The sequence below is a fragment of the uncultured Shewanella sp. genome, assembly GCF_947501665.1.
Classification (GTDB): domain Bacteria; phylum Pseudomonadota; class Gammaproteobacteria; order Enterobacterales; family Shewanellaceae; genus Shewanella.
This window is the reverse complement of sequence record NZ_CANMWS010000031.1, coordinates 65,018-80,039: the sequence shown is the minus strand read 5'-3', so window position 1 is coordinate 80,039 and position 15,022 is coordinate 65,018. Positions and strand designations below refer to the sequence as shown.

Annotated in this window: 15 protein-coding genes; 8 read left to right on the top strand and 7 right to left on the bottom strand. The window is 38.6% G+C overall.

From position 1 onward, the window contains the following. Positions 1-181: 181 nt before the first annotated feature. On the top strand, positions 182-643 hold the full coding sequence (locus Q0976_RS20345) for an SRPBCC family protein (RefSeq protein WP_299495819.1): 462 nt from the start codon (positions 182-184) through the stop codon (positions 641-643). Between the two features lie 66 nt (positions 644-709). Here the strand turns inward: Q0976_RS20345 and Q0976_RS20340 are convergent, their stop codons facing one another. Both Q0976_RS20340 and Q0976_RS20335 read right to left on the bottom strand, forming a co-directional pair. Next, entirely contained in the window at positions 710-1,348 is a 639-nt protein-coding gene (locus Q0976_RS20340; protein WP_299495816.1) for a GNAT family N-acetyltransferase, read from the bottom strand. Between the two features lie 169 nt (positions 1,349-1,517). After that, the gene (locus Q0976_RS20335) at positions 1,518-2,090 is read right to left on the bottom strand and encodes a nitrogen fixation protein NifQ (RefSeq protein ID WP_299495814.1); all 573 of its coding nucleotides are present in this window, start codon (positions 2,088-2,090) and stop codon (positions 1,518-1,520) included. A 234-nt stretch (positions 2,091-2,324) separates the two neighbouring features. On the opposite strand from Q0976_RS20335, the gene gntR reads away from it, so the two are divergent. After that, complete coding sequence (gene gntR / locus Q0976_RS20330) at positions 2,325-3,335, top strand: gluconate operon transcriptional repressor GntR (protein WP_299495812.1); 1,011 nt, start codon at positions 2,325-2,327, stop codon at positions 3,333-3,335. 26 nt (positions 3,336-3,361) lie between these two features. Here gntR and Q0976_RS20325 read toward each other — a convergent pair whose 3' ends face one another. Continuing rightward, on the bottom strand, positions 3,362-3,883 hold the full coding sequence (locus tag Q0976_RS20325) for a gluconokinase (RefSeq protein WP_299495810.1): 522 nt from the start codon (positions 3,881-3,883) through the stop codon (positions 3,362-3,364). A 188-nt stretch (positions 3,884-4,071) separates the two neighbouring features. Here Q0976_RS20325 and gntU point away from each other — a divergent pair, with 188 nt between their 5' ends. Both gntU and Q0976_RS20315 read left to right on the top strand, forming a co-directional pair. After that, positions 4,072-5,457, top strand: coding sequence for a gluconate transporter (gene gntU / locus Q0976_RS20320; protein ID WP_299495808.1), 1,386 nt, complete (start codon positions 4,072-4,074; stop codon positions 5,455-5,457). A 44-nt stretch (positions 5,458-5,501) separates the two neighbouring features. Then, a complete protein-coding gene (locus tag Q0976_RS20315; RefSeq protein WP_299495806.1) occupies positions 5,502-5,954 on the top strand; it encodes a hypothetical protein in 453 nt (150 codons plus the stop codon). A 627-nt stretch (positions 5,955-6,581) separates the two neighbouring features. Here Q0976_RS20315 and Q0976_RS20310 read toward each other — a convergent pair. The 3 genes from Q0976_RS20310 to Q0976_RS20300 form a co-directional block, all read right to left on the bottom strand. Next, positions 6,582-7,298 carry a hypothetical protein gene (locus Q0976_RS20310; RefSeq protein WP_299495804.1) on the bottom strand — a complete coding sequence of 239 codons (717 nt, stop codon included), beginning with the start codon at positions 7,296-7,298 and terminating at the stop codon, positions 6,582-6,584. A 24-nt stretch (positions 7,299-7,322) separates the two neighbouring features. Beyond that, on the bottom strand, positions 7,323-8,345 hold the full coding sequence (gene parM, locus Q0976_RS20305) for a plasmid segregation protein ParM domain-containing protein (RefSeq protein WP_299495802.1): 1,023 nt from the start codon (positions 8,343-8,345) through the stop codon (positions 7,323-7,325). Between the two features lie 124 nt (positions 8,346-8,469). Next, positions 8,470-8,985 (bottom strand): hypothetical protein, encoded by a 516-nt coding sequence (locus Q0976_RS20300; protein WP_299495799.1) that lies wholly within the window; start codon positions 8,983-8,985, stop codon positions 8,470-8,472. 273 nt (positions 8,986-9,258) lie between these two features. Between Q0976_RS20300 and Q0976_RS20295 the strand changes: the two genes are divergently transcribed. From Q0976_RS20295 to Q0976_RS20285, 3 genes are all read left to right on the top strand, one after another. Then, on the top strand, positions 9,259-9,639 hold the full coding sequence (locus tag Q0976_RS20295; protein ID WP_299495796.1) for a hypothetical protein: 381 nt from the start codon (positions 9,259-9,261) through the stop codon (positions 9,637-9,639). Positions 9,640-9,802: 163 nt separating this feature from the next. Further along, positions 9,803-10,426 (top strand): HAD-IA family hydrolase, encoded by a 624-nt coding sequence (locus Q0976_RS20290; protein WP_299495794.1) that lies wholly within the window; start codon positions 9,803-9,805, stop codon positions 10,424-10,426. Positions 10,427-11,082: 656 nt separating this feature from the next. Next, positions 11,083-12,141, top strand: coding sequence for a cache domain-containing protein (locus Q0976_RS20285; protein ID WP_299495791.1), 1,059 nt, complete (start codon positions 11,083-11,085; stop codon positions 12,139-12,141). Between the two features lie 197 nt (positions 12,142-12,338). Here the strand turns inward: Q0976_RS20285 and Q0976_RS20280 are convergent, their stop codons facing one another. Beyond that, on the bottom strand, positions 12,339-12,488 hold the full coding sequence (locus tag Q0976_RS20280; RefSeq protein ID WP_299495790.1) for a hypothetical protein: 150 nt from the start codon (positions 12,486-12,488) through the stop codon (positions 12,339-12,341). A 230-nt stretch (positions 12,489-12,718) separates the two neighbouring features. Here Q0976_RS20280 and Q0976_RS20275 point away from each other — a divergent pair, with 230 nt between their 5' ends. Further along, positions 12,719-14,671, top strand: coding sequence for a CHASE3 domain-containing protein (locus Q0976_RS20275; RefSeq protein WP_299495788.1), 1,953 nt, complete (start codon positions 12,719-12,721; stop codon positions 14,669-14,671). Positions 14,672-15,022: the final 351 nt, after the last annotated feature.

Sequence of the window (15,022 nt, the reverse complement as noted above, 5' to 3'; positions counted from 1 at the left end):
GCTTAAAAAGAGTGTAAAAAGCATCATGGATAATTACCCATCAAAATATACGATAACTTTTAGTTAAGCACTTAATAAAATTAAACACAAAAGTGGGGGATGAAAGAATGAATACACTATACTTATAAAGTATCGGTTTAACACTCACACTGTAAACCATAAAAGTATCAAAGAGGTCTTTATGGCGTCCATCACAAAGCGAGTATTAATTAATGCGCCTATCCACCAAGTGTACGATTATGTGACAACCCCTAACCATTGGCCCATTTTATTTTATCCATGGTCGATAAAAACTGAACCTTATTTGCAAAAGCCACTATCTCCTGAGTATCCTTCTATCGATAAACAGCCATCACTCTTAGAGCGGAAAAATAACACCACTTGGACACCTGAAATCAATGGTGCTCCACACTATTTATTAGCCTATGGAGAAAGCCCTTTTTTATTTGGAATAAGAGGTTATGTTCGTTACGATTTAGCCTCTAAAGATCAGCAAACCTATTTTACCCGCACTTTATTTTATGCATTCGATCATGACTTCATTGATTTTATTTTTGGTCACTTCATTCACCCTTACTTTAGTTACATTTCTTATCGATACGTCAATAAAGCCAAACAAATCTTAGATTTTCATCATGTATAGCAATATCTATTCAGTAGAAAAACGATAAACTCACAACTTGAAATCTCTATTGACGCTGCCAAAATGCTAACCCGCTTGATCTGAAGAATAAAAAAGTAATTCGCCTAACACATTACCTATCATTAACTCTGTACGTTTCTCAAACTGATGACGATTAAAAAGTTGAATATCAAATACTCTACTGGCAAATAATCCGATACCATCAAGCTCTGGTTGTTCATCACACCAACTCAATACCGCTTGCACTAATTTATGACCAAAACCTTTACCTTGCTCAAGAGGAGAAATCGCAATAAATTGTAATATTCCACAGTCTTTGCTCGGTAAGTTATCAATAATTTGACTTTCTTTTTTCATCAAAGCTTGGGTTGATTGCCAACCTGTACTCAGCAACATCTTTAAGCGCCAATGCCAATACCTTGCTTCACCCAATGGCACTTGCTGGGTTGCAATACAGGCCACCCCAATCAATCTTTCATTATCAAATAAACCAATTAGTGCTTGTTCTTGCTGCCACAATTCGTTGAGCTCTTCTCTAATGGCTCCTCTTAATTTTTTTTCATATTGTAGTTGCTCACCGGTAGTCAGCGCATCCAAAAATAAAGGATCACTATGGTAAGCATTATAAAGAATGGAGGCGGCAACTCGTAAATCTTCAGCGGTAAGATAAACAGCACGGCACTGTTCAACAGCTTGATTTTCCATTTTCATTATCCTTTATGTGATATAGCTCACATTAATGTACCAAGCTGACAACAAAGTGCAATTAATAAACAAAATAAAATCCATAATACCCACAATTTTTGTAAAGGAATATAAACGGATTGACATTAAGCACATTAATTCGTTATCACTAAATTAGCTTTTAGGTTAATTAACCTGAATAACATTCTTGGTAAGAAGGACACTGAGAACAAGAGGCGGTTGGACATAATGGTAATTGAGCCACTAAACAAAATTGCCTATACAAAAATTTTTTCCAACGCATTTTATTATCGATATTTTTTGATGCAAAAGAGGGAAAATATTGAGTAAATAATGCTGTAATACTCTGTCTTTCCTTAAATCCCATATCAAGATACAAATGTGTCCGCCCACAACATGCAATCACAATTTTATGTGCCCACCATAACGCTTGTTGCTTATCAGACATTAATAAATGCATTTGAAGTAAATCCATTAAATCTTCATAAAACGCCAATGGACTTGGATTATTGACCATTAACTGACTAAAATGAGCTATATCATTCAGTGCACAATCCCAAGTCATATTCAGCCAATAATCATCTAATACACGCAATCTCTGAATCAATAAGCTGCCATCGACATTATGATTTTCATTCACGATACAAACATGAATATTCTCAAGTAAATCAGTGGGAATTGGAAATGATTTTTCTTGCCTTAATCCATTCATATAGAAGGAGATAGCAGCCAGTTTATCCATGAATGACCTTTAGTTCAAAATACCAAAGCGGCATCATAATTCGTTATCGATATAATGAAAAGTCCCTCAAGTTTATTCTATGCGCAATGACACTTTCAACAACATTTCCACTCTATTTACCAACATCGTTTTTCACTATTAAAAACATTAACTCTCGGTAGCATAGACATATCATACAAGTGTATAATCAAGATCATAAACAGGCTTAACCTAATTATAATCCCGTGATACTTCATGAATAAAAAAAGAAGGCCTAACCTGCAAGATGTTGCGGATCTTGTTGGCGTCACTAAGATGACCGTCAGCCGTTTTCTTCGCGATCCACAACAAGTCTCTATACCGGTTCAACAAAAGCTTGAACAGGCCATTAATCACCTAGGTTATATCAATAATCGTGCGCCAAGCATGTTATCTGCTGCTAAAAGTCAGGCTATTGGGGTCTTGGTCCCTTCTTTAACCAACCAAGTTTTCGCAGAAGTGATTCGAGGCATAGAGAGTATTACCGACAGTGCCAATTATCAAACGATGCTCGCTCACTACAGCTATTGTCCCGATCAAGAAGAAAAACATATCGCGTCTCTATTATCTTATAATATAGATGGCTTACTGCTATCCGACACTGAGCATAATCCACGCACCATACAGATGCTCAAAACATCAGGTATTCCGATTATTGAAATGATGGACACCCGCTCGAGCCATATAGGCATAGCAGTCGGATTTGATAATAAGCGAGCGGCATCTAACATGACTGAAACTCTCATAAAGAAAGGTTATGACAGAGTCGTTTACCTTGCTGCCCGTTTAGACAAACGGACCGAATTAAAATATCAAGGCTACCAACAAGCCATGCTGAAACATCAGCTTAACCCTGTCCAAATCTCCACTCAAAGTGCTTCTTCCTTTTCATTAGGCGCCCAACTATTGCAGCAAACATTAGATGAACATCCCCAAACTAACGCCATTTTTTGTACTAATGATGATCTTGCCGTAGGAGCCATATTTGAATGTCAACGACAAGGCATCAAGGTTCCTGATAATATGGCGATTGCAGGCTTTCACGGCCATGATATTGGTCAAGCAATAGTGCCAAAATTAACCACCGTAATGACACCAAGAGAAGCGATAGGGCAAACCGCCGCTAAAGCCTTACTCGCTCAACTTGATCCTAAAGGCAATCATGATGATACAGTCCAATCAACCATCGACTTAGGGTTTAGTATTCATTTGGGAGAAAGCACCTGATCAATATTGTTATATATACTGAAACATTATAATTGACGGATCTCAGTTAAACATTTTTCAAGCACTTGCTCAAATGTTCCGTCAATATTAATGTGATAAACATCACTTTCATCCCTTGAGGGAAAAGCCAATGCGTCAAATTGGCTTTGCAGTAATTCAATGGGCATGAAATGATCTTCGCGCCTTTTCATTCGTTGTAAAATCAACTCAAATGATCCATACAGATGTAAAAAAACGGCCCTTTTATTTCCTTCACGAAGGACATCTCTATATTGTTTTTTCAATGCAGAGCATACCATCACACCAGCATGCTCATCATCCACTAACTGCCCCATCGCATCTCGTACACATTCAAGCCAAGGTAGGCGATCATCATCGTTAAGTGATTGTCCCGAAGCCATTTTAATAAGATTGTCTTTTGGATGTAAATCATCCCCATCAATAAATTGCGCATTAATCGCTTGGGCTAATGCTTTCCCGATAGACGACTTTCCCGTACTTGAGACTCCCATAATAATGAGGCATCGGCCATTTATATTCTCATACATTTGTATTTGCTATCCTTAAAATATCATTGATTTTTTATAGACATCAACATAATCTCTGTATAATGTTACCGGTAACATTACGCTGTGTTCACTAGCATAGTCAAGCATTCGATGATTTAAATCCTTGCTTACACAATAAATAAAATAGGCATCTTTAATCGAGAATAATAACCAAAAAAGGAAACACCATGTCTGACGCATCATTGATCCTTACTGCTGTAGGTTCCATCCTCTTATTGCTTTTTCTCGTCATGAAAACAAGATTACATGCCGTGGTCGCACTGATTTTAGTTTCTATGATTGCAGGGCTGCTGTCAGGCATGAGTCCTGAAAATATTGCGAGTACAATTCAAAAAGGTATGGGAGGCACCTTAGGGTTTGTTGCCGTGGTCGTTGCATTAGGTGCCATGTTTGGAAAAGTCATGGAAGTCACTGGCGCTCTCGATCGTATTGCTCACACTTTATTGGCTCAATTTGGCAAAAAAAATGCACATTGGGCACTAACACTGACAGGTTTTATTTGTGCGCTCCCTCTCTTTTTTGATGTCGCCGTTGTGCTGCTCATTGGTATTGCCTTTGCCGTCGTAAGACGAAGTCAAGATAGCATAGTCAAAATGGGGATCGCTTTACTTGCGGGCATTGCCAGCTGCCAAGCTTTTCTTATTCCCGCACCTGGGCCCATTTTGGTCGCATCGCAATTACAGGCTGATTTTGGTTATATGATTTTATTCGGCTTGTTAGCCTCTATTCCAGCCATGATCCTCGCAGGTCCCATTTTCGGCCATTTTATCGCCACTAAAGTCCATATCGACTTACCCTGTGAGAAGGGTTTTAACACCCCAAACACAGAACATGACCCGCAAAAAAATCACCCAATATCCATTACCCGTGAAGGAGAAGGTAACCCCAGTTTTTTACTGGCCTTAGGTTTAATTATTTTACCGCTATTCATGATCGCACTAAACACTTTTGGCTCTCGACTTATTGCCCCCAACTCCCCATTACTTTCATGGCTGGCATTTATTGGTCACCCCTTTACCGCTATTTTAGTTGCTTGTTTAATGGCATTTTACTTTTTAGGGATCAAGCGTGGCATATCTGGCAATCGCATTATGGATATTTGCAATAGCGCCCTACAACCCGCAGGTATTATCATCTTAGTCACTGGCGCAGGTGGTATTTTCAAACAAGTATTGATTGATTCTGGTGTCGGTACTGCCTTGGGGAATATCCTCGCAGGATCGGGCTTACCCGTCGTCGTACTTGCTTTTGTTTTATCTGCAGCGGTAAGAGTCATTCAAGGCTCTGCAACCGTTGCCATGCTAACTGCATGCGGTTTGATTATCCCCATAATCACTCCCCTTAACCTTGACGGTGCACAACTGGCCGCGATCACCATTGCCATTGGAGGGGGCTCCGTTGTTCTCTCTCATGTCAATGACTCTGGCTTTTGGTTAGCCAATCGTTATTTAGGCTTAACCGAAAAGCAAACTCTTCAAACCTGGACAATCATGGAGACCATTATTGGGATCACAGGAGGGATCATGGCTATCTTAATGTCCGCTTTTTTGTAATTCTGCTAACCTTAATCAAAAAGCTCATAAAACAGGGAAGCATAATGCGTTATCTCCTCTTGATAGTAATCATTTCACTGTCCGGTTGCGCGCAAATGCAGCAAGACTGGATAGCCCAACACTGTAATCACCAAGCGGCTTATAGCCAAGGGATCAATGATGCTCGTCATGAGCTAGACATGCAGCCAAATTACGCAGAATCATGCCCTACATCGCAAGTAAAACTCAATCAAGCGTACCGACAAGGCTACCAATTTGTACTCACCAATCAGCCTTCGAGTATCAATATCAACACCGCAGCCCCCCATAAAAAGTATCAATGCCATGACCAATATGGTCAGCAAGTCTGCGGATATGACTGTAAGTCATTTGCAGGTCAATGGACTTGTGCTCAAAAGCCCAATCAAGAATGTGTACAAAATATGAGTGAGATAAAATGTGGTTATCACTGTATAAAAGATGATTTTGGTCAGTTAACGTGTAAAACAAAACCATAAAAAAAGCCTAATGTCATAAAGTAGACTCATGGGTCTTTTACAATATGAACACTGAATATCCCCTGCGTTACCACATGCCTTTCGTGCTAACAATGACTGTTAACCCTATTTTTAAATCACAATAATATGATAAACATTAACACTCTTAAATCGTTATTCGTTGACACTCGCCAACACTCACTTTTCACTTGTGAAGGACTCAGTCTGGAAGATATGGCCTTGCAAGCTGCCACATTTACCATCAAAAAAACTTGGACTGACGAAGAGGGCTTATTCAATATTCATTATTTATCTCCAATATAATATCGATTTTATTAACTAAGCTGAACTCGGAATAATGAGTGTCTGCTTTAAACAAAATAAGATTAAAAATCAATAAATTAAATTGATTTCTTGTTTTTATTTATGTCATTTATTGCTAAATGCCGATATGTTTGTCGATATCAAGGCGGGGCTCGTGCCTAATAGCCCGCTAGAAGTAGAAAGCACAACACAGATAGGAATAAAATAGCGATATTTATTGGCGATGCTTAACCAGAATTTATATTAACTAATTGATTAGAGATAATTAATAAAGTCAAAGAAAACACACTACATTCAGTGTGTTTTCAATATGCACACATCACACTACCACAAACCTTTAGCCTTCACACTGCGAGCACGTTTTAGTTGCGTTTCAAGTGTATCGTCCTCAGCACTCTTAATAGCTACCGACTGTTGAGGCATTGTTAATTGCTGACTAATGACATTAAGCCGTCTGATTAAATCCTGCTGGCTGGACTTTATCGATTCAAGGTTTTGACTGACTTGATTTGTGTTGATGGTCTCAGTTTTTGACGCTCCAGCGTCCAGTTTATTAACCTTTTCTAATAACTCCAATTGCAGTGAAGTAATATTATCAAGCTGAACGTGTAGGTTTCTCCCTTCTCCCCCTTCTGAAGATGAAGACACTGAAGCCAATTCTGTTTTTAGTGCTTGAGTCTGCTCCTCACCGTGTTTTTCCAACATGGAAGAAAATTGCTGCCATTGAGATTGAGACAACATGGCATCTTGTGTCTTTTGCTTAATCCCAACTTGTGCCAACTGCCATAATAAAGGCTCAACACTTAGCTCATCATTTGGCAAGAGTTCACTGACTAACTGAGGCAAGTCAGGAGACAATTTATGCAAATAAAGCCCTGAAAGATATAAAGACTGATGAAACGCGTTACTTCGTCCAATCATCACTTCTTTATTGCTTTCTTGCTCTTTTTCTTGTTTTTGCCAAGCCCTTAAAATATCAATTGCATACTGATGATGAGTATGCACTTCCGGCTCAACAATAAAGCTACATCGAATACGCATGTTTAGTCTCTCTTTTCATTAAGCTTACGAAGCTTGAGCTATCTCATCGACTTCCGCTGCATGGTAACAACAAATTTCACGAGAAAGTGCCTCTTGAGGTTCATCCAGTAATATAATTTTGCTCACTAAACTCGGATAAGCCTCTCTCACCGCTTGTTCAATTAATGTTGCTCCGCCGCCCACTAAATAAATGCGATTAGGATTGCGCATAAAGGTTTTTGCTTCATAAGCGACAGCGTCTCCCAGCTCATTAATCTTATTCGCAATACACTCAAGTACCCAATCAACTTTGCTTAAATCATTGATCACTTCACTGGCAAATTCACTATCATGACGACGCTTAATCAACTCATTAGCCACTAAATAACTGGCATCACTGTCTGCAGCCGCTAACGCTTTTCTCGTGGCATCCGTCACCATAGACACGCCAATTTCAGCATTCCCATACACACTGGAAATATCATCAAACTCACCCACAATAACGCCCATGTCTAATGTGGTGCCTCCCACATCAATCACTAATGATTTAGTAAATTCATTGACGCCAGAGTCCACTAAGGTGGTTAACACTGCAGGCAGGCTTTCAGGCAAGACTTCCACATCGACAATCTTAAACACATCGCCTTTATTTAAACTAATCTCACGCATTAAATTCGCTTTTTTGCGAGCAATATTGGCTTCATTTTTCTGACAATCATCGGCATTGTAAAACTCTGTGATAGGCAAAGTAACCAAAATTTTCACTTCACAAGGCGCAACCCCTGTTTGCAACAGTGCGTGATGCACCGATAGCAAGTTTAAATCATCATATTGAAAAGCGACATGGGTAGTCGATAAAGCCTTATCAGAGGTGGCATCATAAGTGTATTTGGTGGAGCCTATTTGATAATTAAAAATTTTCTTATCACTTAATAGCGCCGCACTTTTCCAATCTTTTCTAAAGGAGTTAGGTGAGGTGATACTGCATACCTGTCCCTTATCTAGCCAGCTAATTTTTACGTTTGTCGAACCATCATCGATGGCAAACTTTAATGTGACTGCTTGCATTATAAAGTTGAGCCTATTAAAAAAAGGGATTACCCGTCTATATCGACACTTTTTCAATAAACTTTAGTGCTTTCCACGTTATGCCTTGAAAACTTGCTCTCGGCTATACACATAAAGAGTCACGCTATTGCTTAAAAGCAATCGATGGGTCAATCTTGCATTGTTCAACCGGATTAACGTCATTGTCTTTATTAATAACCCAACATTCCTCATACAGCGAACAGTAACACAGCTCCATGTCGATAGATTCATCCATATTGAGTAAAAAACTCACCTTGTCACCTTGATATGACATCGAACTTATCTGTGCTTGAGGCGATAAAATTCGGTTACTCATATGAGATTGGGAAACCACAGGCAAATTGGGAATATCCCGCCATACTTTAATCGGTTTAGATTGATACATCACGACTGCATATTGGATTAATGCAGGGCCATTACCACTGTTGGTCACACCATAGTTAAAATGATTGCTACCAAAACTGCGATGCAACTCTAACCTTGGCCAAACTGATGCGCGAGCATAACTGCGATCAACGTATGCAGAATATACACTCACCGCAGCAGTAATTAAACTTATCAATAAGGCGGAAAATGCCACGATCATCTCAGGTTTTTTATACCACTTCACAGCTAACATCTTACAATCATTCCTTTTACTGCTTTCATCTCACCACAAAAAAATGATAAGAAGTTGATTTTTATATGTTAAAATAACAATGCACTAATATCAATATCAATAACCTACTCTTCCCCTCAAAAAACACCCTACTTTTGACTTCCCCCTTTAGAGTGGTTTTCCTATTCACACCCTATCCGCACATTGTCGACTGCAACCAAGCTTGCTAGCTTAATGATTGAAAAAAACGCTTTAATTAAGTGCAAAGCCAATAAAAACGAAAAAGGACTTCAAATGAAATTCACTCAACTATTAAAAGCATCGGCATTAGTATCAACATTATTACTGTCGCAAAACGCCCTCTCTGCAAACTTAGTGTGCTATTTAAATGTCAAACCCGGCGGTAATGTTTTTGGCAATGGCACCTCAAATTGCTCAGGTCTGGATTTTAGCTTTGGCAATAGTACTTCCGGTCGTTTTACGATTCAAAACATCAATAAAAATGTGGATACGGTTATCTGGCAAGGCGATGCCAGTTGTTCAGGCGGAACTCAATGTTATGTCACCGTTCGTGCCTATAGCGGCAATACCACCGCAAAAGCCACGATTTTATATGATGATGGCACTTGGGAAACCACCAATAGTGCATCTATGGATTATGAAACGGGCTATTAATTAAAATCATGCAGGTAATAGAGCTTATTACCTGCTTTCTCTTTCGCAGTACTCAACGCCTGCAACACCCGTTAACCAATCTCATTCGCCATCAGCGTTAAATTAGACAAGCCTAAATAATAGGTGTAGTCTCTTCTGCAAAGATCATAAAAAGAAAAATGCCTTGCTAAAAACAACGCTCATTTTAGATTTCGACGGTACCATAGTCCAATCTGGCGAATTGATTTATCGATGTTTAACCCAATACACAGGGCGACATGATTTATCTTGGGTTGATTTAAAAGATTTATCCTCAGATAACGTTATCGAGGCTTTTGGTATCAAACGATATGAGCTCCCTCTGTTTATTTATCGCATCAGAAAAGCATTTAAAGCACAATTATTTCAACAAGAAATAGTAACAGGCCTCAGTGACATACTCATTAAAATGCACCAGGAAGGCACTCAATTACATATCGTCTCCTCAAACAGTCAGACCAACATAGAAGCATTTTTGCAAGATCAACATTTACACTCAATCATTAGCAGTGTGATCTGCTGCCACACTATTTTTGGTAAAGCCAAAGGCATTAAAAAGTGCTTAGAGAATATAAAATGTGATATGAGCAATACATTTTATATTGGTGATGAAACCAGAGATATTGAAGCCGCCAAGCAAGCTGGTATTGCCAGTGTAGCGGTATCATGGGGCTATAACTCAGCCCATATTTTATCTCAATACCAACCAGATCACCTTTTTGAACACCCATCAGAACTCACCACACTCCTCCCTAAAGTAACGCCATAATAAACCTCAAATTAAAACAATAGAATCTATTTTTGCTCAAAAAATAGCGACTTCCCCTGCCCATTTTTCTCTTTCCATCCGCTGATATGCATCATTGCTGTCAATTGTGTATTTTTAAGCCATACTTATGATGTGAAAAAAATGAGAGTAATGAGTTAATACAGTTATTCAACTAACACCCCAATCGCATCGTAAGCCATAAGTTAACTCACTAACATTAGGCATAATCGATGACTTGAAAAGGAGAGTATTATGAGTAAAGGTAAAAAAGGAAAAAGAGATGCTAAGAAGAAGCCCTTGTTAACCCCAAAAGAAAAAAAAGCCGCAAAATTAGCTAAGAAATCAACCCCTGATGTACTCAGTAATTAACCTTCTATCCCATTAGTAAAACAAATTTCAAAGGGCTATTGGATCCAATCAATGGCCTCTTTTGCTTATCATCAGTATCAGCCCAACGAGGCTTTAACAAAAAATGTCACTCACCGCTTTTTTCTCAAAAATATTCTCCATCAAAGTTCTACTTTCAATTAAAGTCTAACTACAATTCTATTTGCACCTAGCAAGCGCTGTTTTTCTAGAATAAAAGTCAGCTAACCTTACTTACCATCCAATTATTAATAGAAAAGTCGTTATTAATAGTCAATAAAGGATTAATAATGAAAGTAATAAGAATAATTCAACATTATTGGACGTCTGCTCTAGCCTGTTTCATCCTACTACTGATCACTGCCTGTAATGACAACGATGATGACACAACATCAGGAGTGATCTCAGAATATGAGTCTAATAAAAATATCGTTCGCGTTAATGTGGTCAATATGGCAACGGGGCTAAAAGCAACCTTTGCAGATCTCATCCCAAACCTTGATGACCGTATTGCACTCACTCAAGCTATGGTCAGTGACACGCGTTTTTTCCCTGATGATTCAGGTTACTTTTTTGTTGAAACGCTGGAAGATGCCACTGTTATTGCCCATATTTACGACACTTGGATAGGCACCAGCCGATGTGATGCACAGGATTTGAACGGGAAATATCATGTTCAGGAGATGATAGATACCGTTGAGCATATCGGTTTTGGCTTCATCTCTTATTATTTTACTAACCCCGCTACAGACGAGCCTGCGGATAAATTAAGTTTTGTGACAGGCATTGAAGTCAATGGCACCAATGACAGTGATGACACTGATAACTGTGTTGGCACTGATGACACTACTCCCAACGATAACCTGCCATGGTTTATCGGCGCAGGCCTTTATAATGATGGCATCAATAACTTATTGTATGTCAATGATGCCAATAAAACTTTAGTCATGGATGTCACCACAACACTTTCTGAGGCCTTCTCAGCTGTATTTAATGACATCTACACCCAAGAGTCGGATCAAATCACCTTCTCGCAAATTTTTATCAACTATATCCGCTTCTTTGAAGACCAATCTGGTTACTTTTTTATACTCGACGATGCTGGTACCGTGATTTCTCATGGCACCGATGACACACTCGAAGGTGAGGATATGTGGAACCTACAAGACTCAACCGGGGATTATTTTATACAAGGTTTAATCCAAACTGCCCAAGAAAATGCTGGAGGTGGATTTTACCAATATTACTGGGCGAACCCTTCAACGGGTGCAGATGAAGAAAAAACCACCTTCATTATCGCTATTCCTGGTACTGATTATTTCATCGCGGCTGGCGTATATCAGCACTAATACATCAACACAATGCGAGAAGTGCTAATCATCCCGAAACAAGCACTAATTGCTCTTAAATATTAAGATTAAAATAAGCCCTCAAGAATATCATTCTGGTACTGAGGGCTCATTGATAAAAAAATCAAAAACAATGTAAATCAATGCTAAGACAATCATTAACCCGCTTTTACCCACCTGTACAAGCTAAGCCAATATCAAGGCGCTAACTCATCATTTTGTACACCCAGAGTGGCACCGACAGGGGTATCTTGCATTAAGTTAATCGCTTCTGTTTCTGTCACATCAACGATGGTGGATAACAATGCCAAAGCAGCAACAAAAAACAATAGATAAACATTGTTCATAGTCACGCTCACTAATAAGCCAATATTTAAATCACCCTATCAAAAAACCAATAGCAAGATTCATTTCTCATTTCAAGATACATTAAAACAATATCATTTTATGTTACAGAATATATTGTATGCCAACCCACAACAGCACTGTGAAAGACATTCTGTTCAATAAACCATCTCACATTAGAATATTAGCTATAGTGTAATTAAAGGACTCAATATAAGTAACGAAACGGACGATGCAGAAATTCTCCTTCAGACAAAAGATTTTGTTTGGCGCCGCCTTACCCATATTCTTTTTATTGGTCATTTCAATCGTGGTTTATATGAGTATCCAACGCCAAACAGAAACAACGCAATGGGTAGAGCATACTCACGAAGTTATCGGTAAAGCGCATCATTTAACCAAACTATTAATCGATATGGAAACCGGTGAACGAGGTTTTTTGCTCACAGGCAACCCTAACTTCTTAGCCCCCTTTGAGGCTGCAATAAAGATGTGGGGAGCTGAACTTATATCATTACAAAATCAAGTATCAGACAACCCTCCACAAGTTGCGCGACTAGAAGAAATAAACCTGTTACAACAAAAATGGATGAAAGAAGCAGCCGAAATAGAAATCGCAACAAGAAAGCAAATAGAAAGATCAAATGAAGTCTCAATGCTTGATATACAAGCATTAATCGAAAAAGAAACGGGGAAAAAAATAATCGGCAATATTCGGCTAATACAAAAAGAGTTTGTTGACATTGAGTTAGCATTATTAGAACAAAGAGAGCAATCACAAGTACTGGCTAGCCAACAAACCATCTTCATAGTCACCATTGGTACTATCATCGCCATATTATTCACCAGTTTATCCGCATACTTTCTCTCTAAAAACATCATCAATACCCTTAAAATATTAACGATTGGTGCAGAAGAAATTGAAAAGGGAAACTTTGACCACAACATCACCATCGGCTCTAAAGATGAATTTTATGTATTAGCAAATACCTTTAATAATATGAGCCAAACTCTTAAAAAATCCATTCATTCAATGGAAAACGCTATGCAGTCAAAAAGTGACTTTCTTGCTAACATGTCTCATGAAATTCGCACGCCAATGAATGGTATTTTAGGTATGGTCGCACTGCTCGATGATACAAAGCTTGACGATGAGCAACGTGAATATCTCAGTAGTATTCAAGTTTGTGGGGATGGGCTACTCGTTATTATCAATGATATCTTAGATATTTCAAAATTAGAAGCAGGGCAGTTACACTTAGAAAAAATGCCCCTTGATTTAAGAGCAACAGTCAATGAATGCTGTTATCTGCTTGATGTACATGCTTCAAATAAGGGATTAGATATTATTACAGAAATGGATACAGCATTACCTGATTGCGTAATGGGCGATAAACTCAGGATCCGTCAAATACTACTCAATATCATGAATAACGCGATAAAATTTACTGAAAAAGGAACCGTAAAACTATCGGTTAAAGTCAATGCTAGTGTCAAAAATGACTTTCAAATTGCGTTTACGATTACAGACACGGGTATTGGCATTAGTCAAACCGATCAAAGTAAGCTGTTTAAACCATTTTCTCAAGTCGATAATTCGGTAGCAAGAAAGTATGGCGGAACAGGGCTAGGTTTAATCATTTGTGCTCAACTCATCAAACAAATGAAAGGGCATATTTCAATCGAAAGTGAATTAGGAAAAGGCACTGCTATCACATTCGTTTTACCAATGCTGCAAGTCATAGACAATACAAAGGCCTCATCACGCACTCATTCCCATAATAAAACCCCCATGAAGCTTTCAGCACAATATCCATTGACTATTTTGCTCGCTGAAGATAATAAAATTAATCAAGCCATTGCTAAAAAAGTATTTCAAAAGATAGGTTATGATATTGATCTTGCAGTCGATGGTATAGAAGCCGTTCAATCCGTCAGTGAAAAACATTATGATGTCATTTTCATGGATATGCAGATGCCGAATATGGATGGCGTCACTGCAACTAAGAAAATCATTAAACAGCAATCAACCAATCCGCCTTATATCATCGCTATGACCGCCAATGTATTACCTCAAGATAGGCAAAGGTGTTTTGATGCGGGTATGCAAGACTTTATTGGTAAACCCATCAATGTAGATGACATCATAAAGGCAATTGAGGCATACATTAAAATCAACCAATGATCTTTCAGTCACAACAATAAGCGCATTGAAGCTTTGAGCATCGTCACCCTATAACAATCTTTTTAACAGCTTGATTGATAGCCAGCCATTATTAATCCCCTCTTTATTTATAAAAAAAGATCATCCCCGCATCTCTTTGTGTCACCTCTGCATGTCACGAATAGAAGACGGGCACGCCGCACAGCGACAGCAATGGTAATAGGCTCTTCTTGTTAAACGGAAAATTCAATAGAAAGTTCAATACTCATCAAGGTTCTGCTTGGACGTGGCACAGCCCTTTATAAATGGGCCTTTATCAATAGCCCCTGATAAATAGCAAGCTGCGACATCTACGAGTTCATAAAGCTTAGC